The organism is Cobetia sp. PS-4MA (assembly GCF_057670765.1).
This window is the reverse complement of record NZ_CM173107.1, coordinates 3,272,329-3,295,162: the sequence shown is the minus strand read 5'-3', so window position 1 is coordinate 3,295,162 and position 22,834 is coordinate 3,272,329. Positions and strand designations below refer to the sequence as shown.

The following is a 22,834-nucleotide window of genomic DNA, read 5'->3' as shown; positions in this document are numbered from 1 at the left end:
ATTAGGTATCTCAGTCTCGTTGCGTGGCACCACTACGGAAAATTGCTAGGTTGCGGTAAGTGTTTTTGTGTATCAAAATGTAACCATCTGATTTTGTCGATCATGCCATTGCGCCCTTCGCAGCATGATGCAGCACCTTTCCCCAGCAGGAGTAAGTCCCCATGGTTCAGGTCATTCGCACAGAAGGCACAGTACTTGTTGTTTCCGCCACTAACGAGTCGCAGCGTGTCGTCAATGGAATGACGCTTGAACCTACTGCCACCCTGATCGCGCCGCAGGGAGCGATCATCGTGCTGGAAGACGGTTCTCGGTTGGTGGTGCCGCAAGGGGCCCCGATCGGTATCGAGGTACTGCTCGCAGAGTCTCGCGATGACGCACCTGTCGACCCGACGGTAGAAGCATTGCGCGAAGCGATTGCCCGAGGCGAAGACCCGACGGCCATTCAGGAGGCACCGGCAGCGGGGGAAAATGCAGGGTCTCCGGGCAGCAGTCGCAGTGGCTTCCTGGATGCCTCTGGCGTCGGTCGGGATGGCCGTGTCGAGCGCACTTCCTACGAATATGAAGGTGGGTTCACCGATCCCACCTATACCGATGAAGACGAAGATGGCCTCGGGTTGGATCCTGAATCGACGGAAACCGACCTGGCCTTGACCGTCGATGCGCCGGCGCTGACCTCCGACACCACGCCGACCATCGTCGGCACCACCGATGCCGAAGACGGCAGCACCGTCACGCTGGTCATCACCGACAGTGACGGCAACGAGCAGACCGTCACCGCCACCGTCGAGAATGGCACCTACAGCGTCGATGCCGAGACGCCGCTGAGCGAAGGCGAGTACAGCGTCGAGGCCACTGTCACCGACCCGGCCGGCAACACCGCGACCAGCAATGATGTAGGCGAGGTCGACGCAAGCGCGCCGGCGCTGACCGTCGATGCCCCGGCACTGACCTCCGACACCACGCCGACCATCGTCGGCACCACCGATGCCGAAGATGGCAGCACCGTCACGCTGCTCATCACCGACAGTGAAGGCAACGAGCAGACCGTTACCGCGACCGTCGAGAACGGCACCTATACGGTTGACGCCGAGACCCCGCTGAGCGAAGGCGAATACAGCGTCGAAGCCACCGTCACCGACCCGGCCGGCAACACCGCGACCAGCAATGACGTGGGCGAGATCGACGCAAGCGCGCCGAGCCTGACCGTCGATGCGCCGGCGCTGACCTCCGACACCACGCCGACCATCGTCGGCACCACCGATGCCGAAGACGGCAGCACCGTGACCCTGGTCATCACCGACAGTGAAGGCAACGAGCAGACCGTTACCGCGACCGTCGAGAACGGCACCTATACGGTTGACGCCGAGACCCCGCTGAGCGAAGGCGAATACAGCGTCGAAGCCACCGTCACCGACCCGGCCGGCAACACCGCGACCAGCAATGACGTGGGCGAGATCGACGCAAGCGCGCCGAGCCTGACCGTCGATGCGCCGGCGCTGACCTCCGACACCACGCCGACCATCGTCGGCACCACCGACGCCGAGGACGGCAGCACCGTCACGCTGCTCATCACCGACAGTGAAGGCAACGAGCAGACCGTCACCGCCACCGTCGAGAACGGCACCTACAGCGTCGACGCCGAGACGCCGCTGAGCGAAGGCGAGTACAGCGTCGAAGCCACCGTCACCGACCCGGCCGGCAACACCGCGACCAGCAATGACGTGGGTGAGATCGACGCAAGCGCGCCGGCGCTGACCGTCGATGCGCCGGCGCTGACCTCCGACACCACGCCGACCATCGTCGGTACCACCGATGCCGAAGATGGCAGCACCGTCACGCTGCTCATCACCGACAGTGAAGGCAACGAGCAGACCGTTACCGCGACCGTCGAGAACGGCACCTATACGGTTGACGCCGAGACCCCGCTGAGCGAAGGCGAGTACAGCGTCGAAGCCACCGTCACCGACCCGGCCGGCAACACCGCGACCAGCAATGACGTGGGCGAGATCGATCTGTCCGCCCCGGCACTGACCGTCGATGCGCCGGCGCTGACCTCCGACACCACACCGACCATCGTCGGCACCACCGATGCCGAAGACGGCAGCACCGTCACGCTGGTCATCACCGACAGTGACGGCAACGAGCAGACCGTCACCGCGACCGTCGAGAATGGCACCTACAGCGTCGACGCCGAGACCCCGCTGAGCGAAGGCGAGTACAGCGTCGAAGCCACCGTCACCGACCCGGCCGGCAACACCGCGACCAGCAATGACGTGGGCGAGATCGATCTGTCCGCCCCGGCACTGACCGTCGATGCGCCGGCGCTGACCTCCGACACCACACCGACCATCGTCGGCACCACCGATGCCGAAGACGGCAGCACCGTCACGCTGGTCATCACCGACAGTGACGGCAACGAGCAGACCGTCACCGCGACCGTCGAGAATGGCACCTACAGCGTCGACGCCGAGACCCCGCTGAGCGAAGGCGAGTACAGCGTCGAGGCCACTGTCACCGACCCGGCCGGCAACACCGCGACCAGCAATGACGTGGGCGAGATCGATCTGTCCGCCCCGGCACTGACCGTCGATGCGCCGGCGCTGACCTCCGACACCACGCCGACCATCGTCGGTACCACCGATGCCGAAGATGGCAGCACCGTCACGCTGCTCATCACCGACAGTGAAGGCAACGAGCAGACCGTTACCGCGACCGTCGAGAACGGCACCTATACGGTTGACGCCGAGACCCCGCTGAGCGAAGGCGAGTACAGCGTCGAAGCCACCGTCACCGACCCGGCCGGCAACACCGCGACCAGCAATGACGTGGGCGAGATCGATCTGTCCGCCCCGGCACTGACCGTCGATGCGCCGGCGCTGACCTCCGACACCACACCGACCATCGTCGGCACCACCGATGCCGAAGACGGCAGCACCGTCACGCTGGTCATCACCGACAGTGACGGCAACGAGCAGACCGTCACCGCGACCGTCGAGAATGGCACCTACAGCGTCGACGCCGAGACCCCGCTGAGCGAAGGCGAGTACAGCGTCGAAGCCACCGTCACCGACCCGGCCGGCAACACCGCGACCAGCAATGACGTGGGCGAGATCGATCTGTCCGCCCCGGCACTGACCGTCGATGCGCCGGCGCTGACCTCCGACACCACACCGACCATCGTCGGCACCACCGATGCCGAAGACGGCAGCACCGTCACGCTGGTCATCACCGACAGTGACGGCAACGAGCAGACCGTCACCGCGACCGTCGAGAATGGCACCTACAGCGTCGACGCCGAGACGCCGCTGAGCGAAGGCGAATACAGCGTCGAGGCCACTGTCACCGACCCGGCCGGCAACACCGCGACCAGCAATGACGTGGGCGAGATCGATCTGTCCGCCCCGGCACTGACCGTCGATGCGCCGGCGCTGACCTCCGACACCACGCCGACCATCGTCGGTACCACCGATGCCGAAGATGGCAGCACCGTAACCCTGGTCATCACTGACAGTGACGGCAACGAGCAGACCATCACCGCCACCGTCGAAAATGGCACCTACAGCGTCGATGCCGAGACGCCGCTGAGCGAAGGCGAATATAGCGTCGAAGCCACCGTCACCGACCCGGCCGGCAACACCGCGACCAGCAATGACGTGGGCACACTGGTTGGCAGTGATTCTGGCGCGGTAACAGAGGATGGCGTTACCGAAGCTTCTGGCACGCTTGTCGATGTTGAAAGCACCGATGTGGTCGCTGGCTCCCAAAGCGATGATTACGGCACTTTCAGCGTCAATGAATCAGGTGAGTGGACCTACACGCTCGATAACGAAGCCGCTGCCGTCCAGGGGCTGGATGCAGGCGATACTGTCAGCCAGTCATTTGTGGTCGAGCTGAGCGATGGGACGACCACCACGGTCGACATCGTTATCACTGGTGTGGATGACTCAGCACCGACCATCACCGACATCAGTGGCACAGCCGACAACAGCGTCACCGAAGCCACCGGCGACACCGTCACCGGCAGCTTCACGGTCGCGGCCACCGCCGGGATTGCCGCTGTCACCATCGGTGGCATCGACATCACGGACGCCAGCACCACGCCGGTCGAGATCACCACCGACGAAGGCACCCTGACCGTGACCGGCTACGACGCCGACACCGGTGAGGTCACCTACTCTTACGTCGAAGATGGCGAGAGCGAAGTTCACCCTGATGCGGGCATCACCGACAGCTTCACCGTCGTGGTCACCGACATCACCGGGCAGAGCACCAGCGACAGCCTGGACATCGCGATCCTCGACACCGCGCCGGAGGCCAAGGCTGACACGCGCAACATTGGCGAAGACACCACCACGGCACTCGACGGCAACGTCATCGACGGCACCAACGACACCGCCGATACCCTGGGCGCCGATGCCACCAGCGTGACCAGCGTCACGCCGGACGGCGGGAGTGCGTCTGCCGTCACCGCGGATGATGCGACGGTCGTCACCGGCAGCTACGGCACGCTGACCCTCAACAGTGATGGCAGCTACAGCTATGTGCTGGACAACAGCAATGCCGAGGTCCAGGGCCTGGATGATGGGGCGTCACTGACCGACGTCTTCAGCTACACGATCACCGACGCCGATGGCGATGCCTCCAGCACCACGCTGACCATCACCGTCGACGGCTCGACCGATGGCGTGCCGACCATCACCTCGCTGGATGACCAGTCGGTCACTGAGGCGACCGGCGGCACCGTCACTGACACCTTCCAGGTGGAAGCGGATGCCGGCATCGCCAGCGTCACCGTGAATGGCACTGACATCACCGGCGCGACCGAGGCCGATCCGATCGAGATCACCACCGTCGAAGGTGTCCTGAGCGTGACCGGCTACGACGCCGACACGGGCACCGTGACCTACAGCTACGTCGAGGATGGCGCGAGCGAAGATCACACCGGCGGCGACATCACCGACAGCTTCAGCGTCGTGGTCACCGACATCACCGGGCAGAGCACCAGCGACAGCCTGGACATCGCGATCCTCGATACCGCGCCGGAGGCCAAGGCCGACGCCCGCAACATCGACGAAGACACCACCACGGCACTCGACGGCAACGTCATCGACGGCACCAACGACACCGCCGATACCCTGGGCGCCGATGCCACCAGCGTGACCAGCGTCACGCCGGACGGCGGGAGTGCGTCTGCCGTCACCGCGGATGATGCGACGGTCGTCACCGGCAGCTACGGCACGCTGACCCTCAACAGTGATGGCAGCTACAGCTATGTGCTGGACAACAGCAATGCCGAGGTCCAGGGCCTGGATGATGGGGCGTCACTGACCGACGTCTTCAGCTACACGATCACCGACGCCGATGGCGATGCCTCCAGCACCACGCTGACCATCACCGTCGACGGCTCGACCGATGGCGTGCCGACCATCACCTCGCTGGATGACCAGTCGGTCACTGAGGCGACCGGCGGCACCGTCACTGACACCTTCCAGGTGGAAGCGGATGCCGGCATCGCCAGCGTCACCGTGAATGGCACTGACATCACCGGCGCGACCGAGGCCGATCCGATCGAGATCACCACCGTCGAAGGTGTCCTGAGCGTGACCGGCTACGACGCCGACACGGGCACCGTGACCTACAGCTACGTCGAGGATGGCGCGAGCGAAGATCACACCGGCGGCGACATCACCGACAGCTTCAGCGTCGTGGTCACCGACATCACCGGGCAGAGCACCAGCGACAGCCTGGACATCGCGATCCTCGATACCGCGCCGGAGGCCAAGGCCGACGCCCGCAACATCGACGAAGACACCACCACGGCACTCGACGGCAACGTCATCGACGGCACCAACGACACCGCCGATACCCTGGGCGCCGATGCCACCAGCGTGACCAGCGTCACGCCGGACGGCGGGAGTGCGTCTGCCGTCACCGCGGATGATGCGACGGTCGTCACCGGCAGCTACGGCACGCTGACCCTCAACAGTGATGGCAGCTACAGCTATGTGCTGGACAACAGCAATGCCGAGGTCCAGGGCCTGGATGATGGGGCGTCACTGACCGACGTCTTCAGCTACACGATCACCGACGCCGATGGCGATGCCTCCAGCACCACGCTGACCATCACCGTCGACGGCTCGACCGATGGCGTGCCGACCATCACCTCGCTGGATGACCAGTCGGTCACTGAGGCGACCGGCGGCACCGTCACTGACACCTTCCAGGTGGAAGCGGATGCCGGCATCGCCAGCGTCACCGTGAATGGCACTGACATCACCGGCGCGACCGAGGCCGATCCGATCGAGATCACCACCGTCGAAGGTGTCCTGAGCGTGACCGGCTACGACGCCGACACGGGCACCGTGACCTACAGCTACGTCGAGGATGGCGCGAGCGAAGATCACACCGGCGGCGACATCACCGACAGCTTCAGCGTCGTGGTCACCGACATCACCGGGCAGAGCACCAGCGACAGCCTGGACATCGCGATCCTCGATACCGCGCCGGAGGCCAAGGCCGACGCCCGCAACATCGACGAAGACACCACCACGGCACTCGACGGCAACGTCATCGACGGCACCAACGACACCGCCGATACCCTGGGCGCCGATGCCACCAGCGTGACCAGCGTCACGCCGGACGGCGGGAGTGCGTCTGCCGTCACCGCGGATGATGCGACGGTCGTCACCGGCAGCTACGGCACGCTGACCCTCAACAGTGATGGCAGCTACAGCTATGTGCTGGACAACAGCAATGCCGAGGTCCAGGGCCTGGATGATGGGGCGTCACTGACCGACGTCTTCAGCTACACGATCACCGACGCCGATGGCGATGCCTCCAGCACCACGCTGACCATCACCGTCGACGGCTCGACCGATGGCGTGCCGACCATCACCTCGCTGGATGACCAGTCGGTCACTGAGGCGACCGGCGGCACCGTCACTGACACCTTCCAGGTGGAAGCGGATGCCGGCATCGCCAGCGTCACCGTGAATGGCACTGACATCACCGGCGCGACCGAGACCGATCCGGTCGAGATCACCACCGTCGAAGGTGTCCTGAGCGTGACCGGCTACGACGCCGACACGGGCACCGTGACCTACAGCTACGTCGAAGATGGCGCGAGCGAAGATCACACCGACGGCGACATCACCGACAGCTTCAGCGTCGTGGTCACCGACATCACCGGGCAGAGCACCAGCGACAGCCTGGACATCGCGATCCTCGATACCGCGCCGGAGGCCAAGGCCGACGCCCGCAACATCGACGAAGACACCACCACGGCACTCGACGGCAACGTCATCGACGGCACCAACGACACCGCCGATACCCTGGGCGCCGATGCCACCAGCGTGACCAGCGTCACGCCGGACGGCGGGAGTGCGTCTGCCGTCACCGCGGATGATGCGACGGTCGTCACCGGCAGCTACGGCACGCTGACCCTCAACAGTGATGGCAGCTACAGCTATGTGCTGGACAACAGCAATGCCGAGGTCCAGGGCCTGGATGATGGGGCGTCACTGACCGACGTCTTCAGCTACACGATCACCGACGCCGATGGCGATGCCTCCAGCACCACGCTGACCATCACCGTCGACGGCGCCACCGACGCAGTCCCCATCATCACGTTGGCAGACAAGGAAGTGACCGAGGCCACGGGTGCCACTGTCACTGACACCTTCCAGGTCGAGGCGGATGCCGGCATCGCCAGCGTCACCGTGAATGGCACTGACATCACCGGCGCGACCGAGACCGATCCGGTCGAGATCACCACCGTCGAAGGTGTCCTGAGCGTGACCGGCTACGACGCCGACACGGGCACCGTGACCTACAGCTACGTCGAAGATGGCGCGAGCGAAGATCACACCGACGGCGACATCACCGACAGCTTCAGCGTCGTGGTCACCGACATCACCGGGCAGAGCACCAGCGACAGCCTGGACATCGCGATCCTCGATACCGCGCCGGAGGCCAAGGCCGACGCCCGCAACATCGACGAAGACACCACCACGGCACTCGACGGCAACGTCATCGACGGCACCAACGACACCGCCGATACCCTGGGCGCCGATGCCACCAGCGTGACCAGCGTCACGCCGGACGGCGGGAGTGCGTCTGCCGTCACCGCGGATGATGCGACGGTCGTCACCGGCAGCTACGGCACGCTGACCCTCAACAGTGATGGCAGCTACAGCTATGTGCTGGACAACAGCAATGCCGAGGTCCAGGGCCTGGATGATGGGGCGTCACTGACCGACGTCTTCAGCTACACGATCACCGACGCCGATGGCGATGCCTCCAGCACCACGCTGACCATCACCGTCGACGGCTCGACCGATGGCGTGCCGACCATCACCTCGCTGGATGACCAGTCGGTCACTGAGGCGACCGGCGGCACCGTCACTGACACCTTCCAGGTGGAAGCGGATGCCGGCATCGCCAGCGTCACCGTGAATGGCACTGACATCACCGGCGCGACCGAGGCCGATCCGATCGAGATCACCACCGTCGAAGGTGTCCTGAGCGTGACCGGCTACGACGCCGACACGGGCACCGTGACCTACAGCTACGTCGAGGATGGCGCGAGCGAAGATCACACCGGCGGCGACATCACCGACAGCTTCAGCGTCGTGGTCACCGACATCACCGGGCAGAGCACCAGCGACAGCCTGGACATCGCGATCCTCGATACCGCGCCGGAGGCCAAGGCCGACGCCCGCAACATCGACGAAGACACCACCACGGCACTCGACGGCAACGTCATCGACGGCACCAACGACACCGCCGATACCCTGGGCGCCGATGCCACCAGCGTGACCAGCGTCACGCCGGACGGCGGGAGTGCGTCTGCCGTCACCGCGGATGATGCGACGGTCGTCACCGGCAGCTACGGCACGCTGACCCTCAACAGTGATGGCAGCTACAGCTATGTGCTGGACAACAGCAATGCCGAGGTCCAGGGCCTGGATGATGGGGCGTCACTGACCGACGTCTTCAGCTACACGATCACCGACGCCGATGGCGATGCCTCCAGCACCACGCTGACCATCACCGTCGACGGCTCGACCGATGGCGTGCCGACCATCACCTCGCTGGATGACCAGTCGGTCACTGAGGCGACCGGCGGCACCGTCACTGACACCTTCCAGGTGGAAGCGGATGCCGGCATCGCCAGCGTCACCGTGAATGGCACTGACATCACCGGCGCGACCGAGACCGATCCGGTCGAGATCACCACCGTCGAAGGTGTCCTGAGCGTGACCGGCTACGACGCCGACACGGGCACCGTGACCTACAGCTACGTCGAGGATGGCGCGAGCGAAGATCACACCGGCGGCGACATCACCGACAGCTTCAGCGTCGTGGTCACCGACATCACCGGGCAGAGCACCAGCGACAGCCTGGACATCGCGATCCTCGATACCGCGCCGGAGGCCAAGGCCGACGCCCGCAACATCGACGAAGACACCACCACGGCACTCGACGGCAACGTCATCGACGGCACCAACGACACCGCCGATACCCTGGGCGCCGATGCCACCAGCGTGACCAGCGTCACGCCGGACGGCGGGAGTGCGTCTGCCGTCACCGCGGATGATGCGACGGTCGTCACCGGCAGCTACGGCACGCTGACCCTCAACAGTGATGGCAGCTACAGCTATGTGCTGGACAACAGCAATGCCGAGGTCCAGGGCCTGGATGATGGGGCGTCACTGACCGACGTCTTCAGCTACACGATCACCGACGCCGATGGCGATGCCTCCAGCACCACGCTGACCATCACCGTCGACGGCTCGACCGATGGCGTGCCGACCATCACCTCGCTGGATGACCAGTCGGTCACTGAGGCGACCGGCGGCACCGTCACTGACACCTTCCAGGTGGAAGCGGATGCCGGCATCGCCAGCGTCACCGTGAATGGCACTGACATCACCGGCGCGACCGAGGCCGATCCGATCGAGATCACCACCGTCGAAGGTGTCCTGAGCGTGACCGGCTACGACGCCGACACGGGCACCGTGACCTACAGCTACGTCGAGGATGGCGCGAGCGAAGATCACACCGGCGGCGACATCACCGACAGCTTCAGCGTCGTGGTCACCGACATCACCGGGCAGAGCACCAGCGACAGCCTGGACATCGCGATCCTCGATACCGCGCCGGAGGCCAAGGCCGACGCCCGCAACATCGACGAAGACACCACCACGGCACTCGACGGCAACGTCATCGACGGCACCAACGACACCGCCGATACCCTGGGCGCCGATGCCACCAGCGTGACCAGCGTCACGCCGGACGGCGGGAGTGCGTCTGCCGTCACCGCGGATGATGCGACGGTCGTCACCGGCAGCTACGGCACGCTGACCCTCGAAGCCGACGGCAGCTACAGCTATGTGCTGGACAACAGCAATGCCGAGGTCCAGGGCCTGGATGATGGCGAGAGCCTGGCTGACGTCTTCAGCTACACGATCACCGACGCCGATGGCGATGCCTCCAGCACCACGCTGACCATCACCGTCGACGGCTCGACCGATGGCGTGCCGACCATCACCTCGCTGGATGACCAGTCGGTCACTGAGGCGACCGGCGGCACCGTCACTGACACCTTCCAGGTGGAAGCGGATGCCGGCATCGCCAGCGTCACCGTGAATGGCACTGATATCACCGGCGCGACCGAGACCGATCCGGTCGAGATCACCACCGTCGAAGGTGTCCTGAGTGTGACCGGCTACGACGCCGACACGGGCACCGTGACCTACAGCTACGTCGAGGATGGCGCGAGCGAAGATCACACCGGCGGCGACATCACCGACAGCTTCAGCGTCGTGGTCACCGACATCACCGGGCAGAGCACCAGCGACAGTCTGGACATCGCGATCCTCGACACCGCGCCGGAGGCCAAGGCCGACGCCCGCAACATCGACGAAGACACCACCACGGCACTCGACGGCAACGTCATCGACGGCGCCAGCGACACCGCCGACACCCTGGGGGCCGATGCCACCAGCGTGACCAGCGTCACGCCGGACGGCGGGAGTGCGTCCGACGTCACGGCAGATGCCGCCGCAGTCGTCACCGGCAGCTACGGCACGCTGACCCTCGAAGCCGACGGCAGCTACAGCTATGTGCTGGACAACAGCAATGCCGAGGTCCAGGGCCTGGATGATGGCGAGAGCCTGGCTGACGTCTTCAGCTACACGATCACCGACGCCGATGGCGATGCCTCCAGCACCACGCTGACCATCACCGTCGACGGCTCGACCGATGGCGTGCCGACCATCACCTCGCTGGATGACCAGTCGGTCACTGAGGCGACCGGCGGCACCGTCACTGACACCTTCCAGGTGGAAGCGGATGCCGGCATCGCCAGCGTCACCGTGAATGGCACTGATATCACCGGCGCGACCGAGACCGATCCGGTCGAGATCACCACCGTCGAAGGTGTCCTGAGTGTGACCGGCTACGACGCCGACACGGGCACCGTGACCTACAGCTACGTCGAGGATGGCGCGAGCGAAGATCACACCGGCGGCGACATCACCGACAGCTTCAGCGTCGTGGTCACCGACATCACCGGGCAGAGCACCAGCGACAGTCTGGACATCGCGATCCTCGACACCGCGCCGGAGGCCAAGGCCGACGCCCGCAACATCGACGAAGACACCACCACGGCACTCGACGGCAACGTCATCGACGGCACCAACGACACCGCCGACACCCTGGGGGCCGATGCCACCAGCGTGACCAGCGTCACGCCGGACGGCGGGAGTGCGTCCGACGTCACGGCAGATGCCGCCGCAGTCGTCACCGGCAGCTACGGCACGCTGACCCTCGAAGCCGATGGCAGCTACAGCTACGTGCTCGACACCACCAATGCCGACGTGCAGTCGCTGGACGACGGTGAGTCACTGGCGGATGTCTTCACCTACACCATCACCGACGCCGATGGCGACACCTCCAGCACCACGCTGACCATCACCGTCGACGGCGCCACCGACGGCGCACCGACCATCACCGACATCAGTGGTGACGCCGACAACAGCGTCACCGAAGCCACCGGCGACACCGTTACCGGCAGCTTCACGGTCGCGGCCCAAGCGGGCATCGATACCGTCACCATCGGCGGTGTCGACATCACGGACGCCAGCACCACGCCGGTCGAGATCACCACCGACGAAGGCACCCTGACCGTGACCGGCTACGACGCCGGCACCGGTGAGGTCAGCTACAGCTACGTCGAAGATGGCGAGAGCGAAGTTCACCCTGATGCGGGCATCACCGACAGCTTCACCGTCGTGGTCACCGACATCACCGGGCAGAGCACCAGCGACAGCCTGGACATCGCGATCCTCGACACCGCGCCGGAGGCCAAGGCTGACGCGCGCAACATCGGGGAAGACACCACCACGGCGCTCGACGGCAACGTCATCGACGGCGGCAACGATACCGCCGACACCCTGGGGGCTGACGCCACCAGCGTGACCAGCGTCACGCCGGCCGGCGGCAGTGCGTCCGCCATCACGGCCGATGCCGCCGCAGTCGTCACCGGCGACTACGGCACGCTGACGCTCGAAGCCGATGGCAGCTACAGCTATGTGCTCGACACCACCAATGCCGAGGTGCAGTCGCTGGATGCCAACCAGTCACTGGCTGACGTCTTCAGCTACACCATCACTGACGCCGATGGCGACACCTCCAGCACCACGCTGACCATCACCGTCGACGGCTCCACCGATGGCGTGCCGACCATCACCGACATCAGCGCGATGAGCGACAACAGCGTCACCGAAGCCACCGGCGACACCGTCACCGGCAGCTTCACGGTCGCGGCCACCGCCGGGATTGCCGCTGTCACCATCGGTGGCATCGACATCACTGACGCCAGCACCACGCCGGTCGAGATCACCACCGACGAAGGCACCCTGACTGTGACCGGCTACGACGCCGACACCGGTGAGGTCACCTACTCTTACGTCGAAGATGGCGAGAGCGAAGTTCACACTGATGCGGGCATCACCGACAGCTTCGCGGTCGTGGTCACCGACATCACCGGGCAGAGCAGCACGGACAGCCTGGACATCACCATTCTCGATACCGCGCCGGAGGCCAAGGCTGACGCGCGCAACATCGGGGAAGACACCACCACGGCGCTCGACGGCAACGTCATCGACGGCGCCAACGACACCGCCGACACCCTGGGGGCTGACGCCACCACGGTCACTGACGTCGATGGCAGCACCGTCACGGCAGATGCCGCCGCCGTCGTCACCGGCGACTACGGCACGCTGACGCTCGAAGCCGATGGCAGCTACAGCTACGTGCTCGACACCACCAATGCCGAGGTGCAGTCGCTGGATGCTGACCAGTCACTGGCTGACGTCTTCAGCTACACCATCACCGACGCCGATGGCGACACCTCCAGCACCACGCTGACCATCACCGTCGACGGCGCCACCGATGGCGTGCCGACCATCACCGACATAAGTGGCACAGCCGACAACAGCGTCACCGAAGCCACCGGCGACACCGTCACCGGCAGCTTCACGGTCGCGGCACAAGCGGGCATCGATACCGTCACCATCGGTGGCATCGACATCACTGACGCCAGCACCACGCCGGTCGAGATCACCACCGACGAAGGCACCCTGACCGTGACCGGCTACGACGCCGGCACCGGTGAGGTCAGCTACAGCTACGTCGAAGATGGCGAGAGCGAAGTTCACCCTGATGCGGGCATCACCGACAGCTTCACCGTCGTGGTCACCGACATCACCGGGCAGAGCACCAGCGACAGCCTGGACATCGCGATCCTCGACACCGCGCCGGAGGCCAAGGCTGACACGCGCAACATTGGCGAAGACACCACCACGGCACTCGACGGCAACGTCATCGACGGCGTCAACGACACCGCCGACACCCTGGGGGCTGACGCCACCACGGTCACTGACGTCGATGGCAGCACCGTCACGGCAGATGCCGCCGCCGTCGTCACCGGCGACTACGGCACGCTGACGCTCGAAGCCGATGGCAGCTACAGCTACGTGCTCGACACCACCAATGCCGACGTGCAGTCGCTGGATGCTGACCAGTCACTGACGGACGTCTTCACCTACACCATCACCGACGCCGATGGCGACACCTCCAGCACCACGCTGACCATCACCGTCGATGGCGCCACCGATGGCGCACCGACCATCACCGACATCAGCGCGACGAGCGACAACAGCGTCACCGAAGCCACCGGCGACACCGTCACCGGCAGCTTCACGGTCGCCGCCACCGCCGGGATTGCCGCGGTCACCATCGGCGGTGTCGACATCACTGACGCCAGCACCACGCCGGTCGAGATCACCACCGACGAAGGCACCCTGACCGTGACCGGCTACGACGCCGACACCGGTGAGGTCACCTATAGCTACGTCGAAGATGGCGAGAGCGAAGATCACACCGACGGCGACATCACCGACAGCTTCGCGGTCGTGGTCACCGACATCACCGGGCAGAGCACCAGCGACAGCCTGGACATCGCGATCCTCGACACCGCCCCGGAGGCCAAGGCCGACGCCCGCAACATCGACGAAGACACCACCACGGCACTCGACGGCAACGTCATCGACGGCGCCAGCGACACCGCCGACACCCTGGGGGCCGATGCCACCAGCGTGACCAGCGTCACGCCGGACGGCGGGAGTGCGTCCGACGTCACGGCAGATGCCGCCGCAGTCGTCACCGGCAGCTACGGCACGCTGACCCTCGAAGCCGACGGCAGCTACAGCTATGTGCTGGACAACAGCAATGCCGAGGTCCAGGGCCTGGATGATGGCGAGAGCCTGGCTGACGTCTTCAGCTACACGATCACCGACGCCGATGGCGATGCCTCCAGCACCACGCTGACCATCACCGTCGACGGCTCGACCGATGGCGTGCCGACCATCACCTCGCTGGATGACCAGTCGGTCACTGAGGCGACCGGCGGCACCGTCACTGACACCTTCCAGGTGGAAGCGGATGCCGGCATCGCCAGCGTCACCGTGAATGGCACTGATATCACCGGCGCGACCGAGACCGATCCGGTCGAGATCACCACCGTCGAAGGTGTCCTGAGTGTGACCGGCTACGACGCCGACACGGGCACCGTGACCTACAGCTACGTCGAGGATGGCGCGAGCGAAGATCACACCGGCGGCGACATCACCGACAGCTTCAGCGTCGTGGTCACCGACATCACCGGGCAGAGCACCAGCGACAGTCTGGACATCGCGATCCTCGACACCGCGCCGGAGGCCAAGGCCGACGCCCGCAACATCGACGAAGACACCACCACGGCACTCGACGGCAACGTCATCGACGGCACCAACGACACCGCCGATACCCTGGGCGCCGATGCCACCAGCGTGACCAGCGTCACGCCGGACGGCGGGAGTGCGTCTGCCGTCACCGCGGATGATGCGACGGTCGTCACCGGCAGCTACGGCACGCTGACCCTCAACAGTGATGGCAGCTACAGCTATGTGCTGGACAACAGCAATGCCGAGGTCCAGGGCCTGGATGATGGGGCGTCACTGACCGACGTCTTCAGCTACACGATCACCGATGCCGATGGCGATGCCTCCAGCACCACGCTGACCATCACCGTCGACGGCTCGACCGATGGCGTGCCGACCATCACCTCGCTGGATGACCAGTCGGTCACTGAGGCGACCGGCGGCACCGTCACTGACAGCTTCCAGGTGGAAGCGGATGCCGGCATCGCCAGCGTCACCGTGAATGGCACTGATATCACCGGCGCGACCGAGACCGATCCGGTCGAGATCACCACCGTCGAAGGTGTCCTGAGCGTGACCGGCTACGACGCCGACACGGGCACCGTGACCTACAGCTACGTCGAGGATGGCGCGAGCGAAGATCACACCGGCGGCGACATCACCGACAGCTTCAGCGTCGTGGTCACCGACATCACCGGGCAGAGCACCAGCGACAGCCTGGACATCGCGATCCTCGATACCGCGCCGGAGGCCAAGGCCGACGCCCGCAACATCGACGAAGACACCACCACGGCACTCGACGGCAACGTCATCGACGGCACCAACGACACCGCCGATACCCTGGGCGCCGATGCCACCAGCGTGACCAGCGTCACGCCGGACGGCGGGAGTGCGTCTGCCGTCACCGCGGATGATGCGACGGTCGTCACCGGCAGCTACGGCACGCTGACCCTCAACAGTGATGGCAGCTACAGCTATGTGCTGGACAACAGCAATGCCGAGGTCCAGGGCCTGGATGATGGGGCGTCACTGACCGACGTCTTCAGCTACACGATCACCGACGCCGATGGCGATGCCTCCAGCACCACGCTGACCATCACCGTCGACGGCTCGACCGATGGCGTGCCGACCATCACCTCGCTGGATGACCAGTCGGTCACTGAGGCGACCGGCGGCACCGTCACTGACAGCTTCCAGGTGGAAGCGGATGCCGGCATCGCCAGCGTCACCGTGAATGGCACTGATATCACCGGCGCGACCGAGACCGATCCGGTCGAGATCACCACCGTCGAAGGTGTCCTGAGCGTGACCGGCTACGACGCCGACACGGGCACCGTGACCTACAGCTACGTCGAGGATGGCGCGAGCGAAGATCACACCGGCGGCGACATCACCGACAGCTTCAGCGTCGTGGTCACCGACATCACCGGGCAGAGCACCAGCGACAGTCTGGACATCGCGATCCTCGATACCGCGCCGGAGGCCAAGGCCGACGCCCGCAACATCGACGAAGACACCACCACGGCACTCGACGGCAACGTCATCGACGGCGCCAGCGACACCGCCGACACCCTGGGGGCCGATGCCACCACGGTCACTGCCGTCGATGGCAGCACCGTCACGGCAGATGCCGCCGCCGTCGTCACCGGCGACTACGGCACGCTGACCCTCGAAGCCGACGGCAGCTACAGCTATGTGCTGGACAACAGCAATGCCGAGGTCCAGGGCCTGGATGATGGGGCGTCACTGACCGACGTCTTCAGCTACACGATCACCGACGCCGATGGCGATGCCTCCAGCACCACGCTGACCATCACCGTCGACGGCTCGACCGACGCAGTGCCAGTCATCACGTTGGCTGACAAGGAAGTGACCGAGGCCACGGGGGAGACGGTCACTGACACCTTCGAGGTGGCAGCGGATGCCGGAATCGCCAGCGTCACCATCAATGGCACGGACATCACTTCGGCGTCAGTGGATAACCCCATCGTGGTCCCGGGCGCGACTGAGGACGAAGGCACGCTGACCATCACTGGCTATGATTCCGGCACCGTGTCCTACACCTATGTGGAGGATGGCACGGCTGCGGATCACTCGGCTGGCGACGATAGCGTGTTCGACAACTACGCCGTGGTCGTCACTGACCTGGCCGGGCAGAGCACCAGCGACAGTCTTGACGTCAAGATTCTGGATACCGCGCCGACGGCCAAGCCGGATGAGCGCGATATAGATGAAGATGCGACGGACGAGCTCACGGGCAACGTGATCGACGGTGCCAATGACAATGAGGACGTCCTGGGTGCAGATGCGCCGTTCATGGTCTGCAAACTGGACGATACCGGGATTGCCGACGGCGGCAGTGCCACGGTCACGGGCGACTACGGCACGCTGACGCTCAACAGTGACGGCAGCTATACCTACGTATTGGATACCACCAAGACGCAGTCGCTGGCTGATGGTGTGCAGGCGGAAGATGTCTTCACTTATGTCCTGGAGGACAGTGATGGTGATACGTCTACCACCACGCTGACCATCAACATCACGGGGTCTGACGATCTGCCGGTACTTACCGCAGACACTGGTGCCGTGAGTGAGGACGACGTACTGAGTGCCACTGGTGCGCTGACGGCTACCGACGTGGACGGCATCGCTCCGACCTTCGTCGCCGCCACCGATGACAGCAGTATCTACGGCAGCTTCGAGGTCGCCGCCGACGGCAGCTGGACCTACACGCTTGATAACGACAGTGCAGACGTACAAGGCCTGATTGAAGGACAGACCGTCACCGAGCAATACATCGTGAGCCTGTCGGATGGCACCAGCACTACCGTCGATATCATTATTACCGGTGCTGATGATGGTGAGCCGACCATCGACTCGTTGGAAGATCAGTCAGTCATCGAGGGTGAGGGTGCGACCGTCACCGATACCTTCAATGTCCAGGCTGATACTGGCATCGCTACCGTCACCATCAACGGCACCGATATCACCGGCGCGACTGCAGACAATCCGGTCGCGATTCCTGGCACGGATGGTGATGAAGGTACGTTGACCGTCACTGGCTACGATGCCGACACGGGCACCGTCTCTTACCGCTATGTGGAAGATGGTACTGCCGCTGATCACTCTGGCGGCGATGACAGCGTTGTCGATAGCTTCACCGTGGTGGTGACGGATGTTACCGGTGCAACAGCCACCGACAGCCTCGACGTCACGGTTCTGGATACCGCGCCTGTCGCCAATGATGACACCTACACCATTCGTGAGGACGATACTTCCCCTGATGGTGAGCCGGTGATCAGTACCAATGTCATCACGAGTGTTTTGGGTCGTGGTCAGGATGAGCTTGGTGCCGACGCCGTGACCATCACGAAACTGGACGGCATCTTGCTGGCAGACAACGGGGGTAGTGTTACCGTCGATGGCAGCTATGGCAGCCTGACCCTCAATACCGATGGCAGCTTCAGTTATGACCTGGACGATGTACGTGCCCAGGCATTGGGAGCGGGTGATCTGGTCAAGGAGGAGTTCGAGTACACCATTCTTGATGCGGATGGGGATTCGGATACCGCTGTCATCACCATCAATGTCCAGGGCTTGAACGACAAGCCGGTGGCCTATGACGATGGCCCGATTCTGGTCGAGGAAGATACTCCGGTCAGCGGCAACGTCCTGAGCAACGATGTTGATGCCGATGGTGATGAGTTGAGCGTCTTCAGCTTCACTGTTGACGGCGATACCTACGACCCGGGCGAGACGGCGGATCTTGGCGAAGTCGGCACGCTACTTATCAATGCCGATGGTACCTTCACCTTCACGCCCGGCGAGAACTACAACGGTCCGGTGCCTGATACCACCTATGTGATCACGGATGGTACCGAGTTCGATGAAGCCATTCTCAGCTTCCAGGATGTCACGGCGGTCGATGACCCTGTTGTCATCAGTGCCGATGATGGCGCTGTTGCCGAAGATGGTGTGACACAAGCGTCGGGTACGCTGACCGCGACCGATGTCGATAGTGTTGCGCCGACATTCGTGGCCGCGACCGATGACAGCAGTGACTACGGCAGCTTCACTGTCAATGCTGACGGTAGCTGGACCTATACGCTCGACAACGACACAGCTGCTGTTCAGGGGCTGACGTCTGAAGACGAGATTGTCGAGCAGTACACCGTCACGCTCAGCGATGGTTCCACCACGACAGTGGATATCGTGATCACCGGTACTGATGATGCACTGCCGGTCATCAATTCACTGGAAGATCAGTCCGTCACTGAAGCGACAGGAAGTACGGTCACCGATACCTTTACCGTGAAAGCTGCGGCAGGTATTGCGGCAGTGACGATCGCTGGTGTGGATATCACGGATGCCAACACCTCACCGGTAGTGATCTCCAATCCAGATGGCGAAGGGACGCTGACCGTCACTGGCTATGATGCCGACACCGGGGTGGTCTCCTACAGCTATGTGGAAGATGGCACTGCGGCTGATCATTCCGGTGGCGATGACAGTGTCGTTGACGACTTCGCTGTCGTGGTGACGGATCTTGCCGGTCAGAGCACCACATCCAGTCTGGATGTCACCGTTCTGGACACCGCGCCGATAGCCAATGCTGATACCCGCAGCATGAACGAGAATCGCAGTGCAGCCGTTACCGGCAACGTGGTGGACGGCTCATCTGCGACGGCGGACACCCTGGGGGCCGATGCGGTCACCGTCACCGCCGTCACTTCCGGATCAGAAACCGTCGCGGTGAGCGATGGCGCGGCGGCTGTGATCACTGGTGCTCATGGCGAGCTGACGCTTGAAGCGGATGGCTCCTACAGCTACCAGTCAGCACGCGAAGATCTGCAGTTCCTCGCGGCGGGTGAGTCGGTCACGGATGTCTATACCTACGTGATCAGGGATGCTGACGGTGATACCTCCAGTACTACCCTGACGATCACCATCAATGGTCGCAACGACGGCCCGGCGATCAGCGTCAACAGTGGTGATAGCGCCTCCGCCAGCCTGACGGAAACGGACTCCGCGCTGAGCACCAGCGGTACGCTGTCGGTGACGGATGTGGATCTCAGCAATAGCGTGACGCCAAGCGTGACCAGTGTCTCCAGCAATGGTGATACTGGCGCGCTGGACAACGATGATCTGCTGGCGCTGCTGGGGGTGGACACCGGCGCCATCATCGATGACGAGAACACTGAAGGGACGCTCAACTGGACCTTCGACAGCAGTGCTGCCGGGGAAAGCTTCGACTACCTGTCTGCAGGCGAGTCACTGGTCCTGACCTACACCGTCACTGTCACGGATACGGCGGGAGCGACAGCTACCCAGGATGTCACCATTACCATTCAGGGGACGAATGACGCTCCGGTGGTGACTGCGACTGAAGGCCGCGTCAGCGAAGAAGGGCTCGAAGGCGGTATCGCCGACAGTGATGCGGCTGATGGCTTCACGGATACTACCGATGCCACCATCGTCACCGGTACGGTTTCGGTCACGGATGTCGACAGTGACAGTGTCTCGCTGGTGCTGACGGCGCCCGCCACGGCCATCACCTCCGGTGGCAGTGCGGTGACCTGGTCCGGCAGCGGCACCCAGTCAATGGTGGCAACCGATGCCGAGGGCAATGAAGTCGCGACGGTGACCATCGATGACAGCGGCGCCTATACCTTCACTCTGAGTCAGGCGGTTGATCACTCGGGTGATGGGGAAGATGTCCTGTCTCTGGACTTCGGTGTGCTCGCAACGGATAGCGAAGGCGCAAGCTCCACCGGCACGCTGATCATCGGCATCGAGGATGATGCCCCCGAGCAGCAGGAAGCACAGAGCTTCTCCTCGACGTTGGTGGATACCAATCTCACTATCGTGCTGGATGTCTCTGGCTCCATGGTGACGAGAGATGGCATTGATGGTGAATCTCGACTGGACAGTGCTATCAGCGCGATCAAAACGTTGATTGAGTCCTATGACGATTTCGGGGATGTACGTATCAATCTGGTGACCTTCTCCACGACGGCAGACTCCTACGGTGCTTGGCTGACAGTCGCCGAGGTCGAAGATGTTCTGGATGGCCTGATAGCGGGAGGGGTTACCAACTACGATGCCGCGCTTGCAGAAGCGATGGACAATTATGCTTTGGACGGGGCATTGGAAGATGCGCAAAGCATCTCTTATTTCTTCTCGGATGGTACGCCATATGGTGCTGATGGTGATTCCAATGCGCTGAACAACTCTTTGGACTTCGATACCGTTCAATACACCACGACCAACAGGTTTGGTCAGACGATAACAGTGCCTGTCAGAGATGACTCGGATACTGGTATCAGCAATGTAGAAGAAGGTATCTGGACAGACTTCCTGGTCGATAATGGCGTGAAGTCTTATTCCATCGGCTTGGGTAACAATGTCACAGAAGCCAATCTTGATCCGATTGCCTACGATGGTTCAGCGGATGAAGATATCGATAGTACAGTCGTGACCAGCTTCGAGGATCTCGACGATACGCTCGCTGCCACGGTCCAATCACCTGTCAGTGGTCAGCTGGTATCAGGCAGTTCCGTGGATGGCAGTCTGTTGGGAGCGGATGGTGGTTATCTGCAATCGGTCACTGTGGATGGCACGACCTACAGCTATGATCCGGATACCAATGCTGTTTCTGCCACTGGCACTGACAACAGCAGCTACGATGCAGACAGCCTGGAGTTGACCATCTCGACGGATCTGGGCGGCAGCATGCTGTTCAATCTGGGGACCGGTGATTTCTCCTATACGCCGCCGGACAATGTCAGTGAGCGTTCCACGGACAGCTTCGATTACGTCACGGTCGACAACGACGGGGATACCAACACTTCCAGCGTCAGCATTGATGTCGACAAGTTGGCTGTCGTGATCGGGACTTCCGGTAACGATACTTTGACAGGTGATGGTGACGGGCCTTTCTATGCCGATTATCTGATCGGCCAGGGCGGCAATGACATCTTGAGTGGCGGTGTGGGCAGCGATCGTCTGGAAGGCGGTAGCGGCAACGATACGCTGAGAGGTGGTACCGGCAACGATATCCTGTCCGGTGGCGAGGGCGATGATCTTCTGGTGGGTGGCTCCGGCAACGACATCCTCACTGGCGGCGATGGGGCAGACACCTTCCAGTGGATGAGTGGTGATGACGTCAACAGCGAAGGCGGCATGGCGACGGATACCATCACCGACTTCAGTGTGGCGGATGGCGACGTCATCGATCTGTCGGATCTCCTTCAGTCCAATGGGGACGCCGATGCGCTCTCGAGCTTCCTGCACTTCGAGTCAGATGGGGACGGCGGTACCACCATCGAGATCAGTGTGGACGGCTCTGCGGGCAGCAATGTCACCCAGGAGATCACTCTGCAGGATGTGGATCTGACATCGGGCGGTGATTCCGATGCCCAGATCATCCAGTCGCTGCTGGATAGCAATAGCCTCAAGACCAACGTTGACGGTTGATGCAAAAGATAAGGGAGATGGCTTAGGCCATCTCCCTTTTATTGCATTAGACTTCACCGAATGAATGTCTGCGAAGTGCCCCACTAAGGAGG

At 63.4% G+C, this 22,834-nt stretch carries 1 protein-coding gene; it reads left to right on the top strand.

Going from position 1 to position 22,834, the window contains the following annotated elements; translation table 11 throughout:
• The first annotated feature begins 239 nt into the window (after positions 1-239).
• On the top strand, positions 240-22,742 hold the full coding sequence (locus AC26AR_RS13855) for a VCBS domain-containing protein (RefSeq protein WP_488107222.1): 22,503 nt from the start codon (positions 240-242) through the stop codon (positions 22,740-22,742).
• Positions 22,743-22,834 lie beyond the last annotated feature (92 nt).

Coding starts and splice junctions, on each gene's coding strand:
- AC26AR_RS13855 (WP_488107222.1), top strand. CDS start 240: ATGACGCTTGAACCTACTGCCACCCTGATCGCGCCGCAGGGAGCGATC.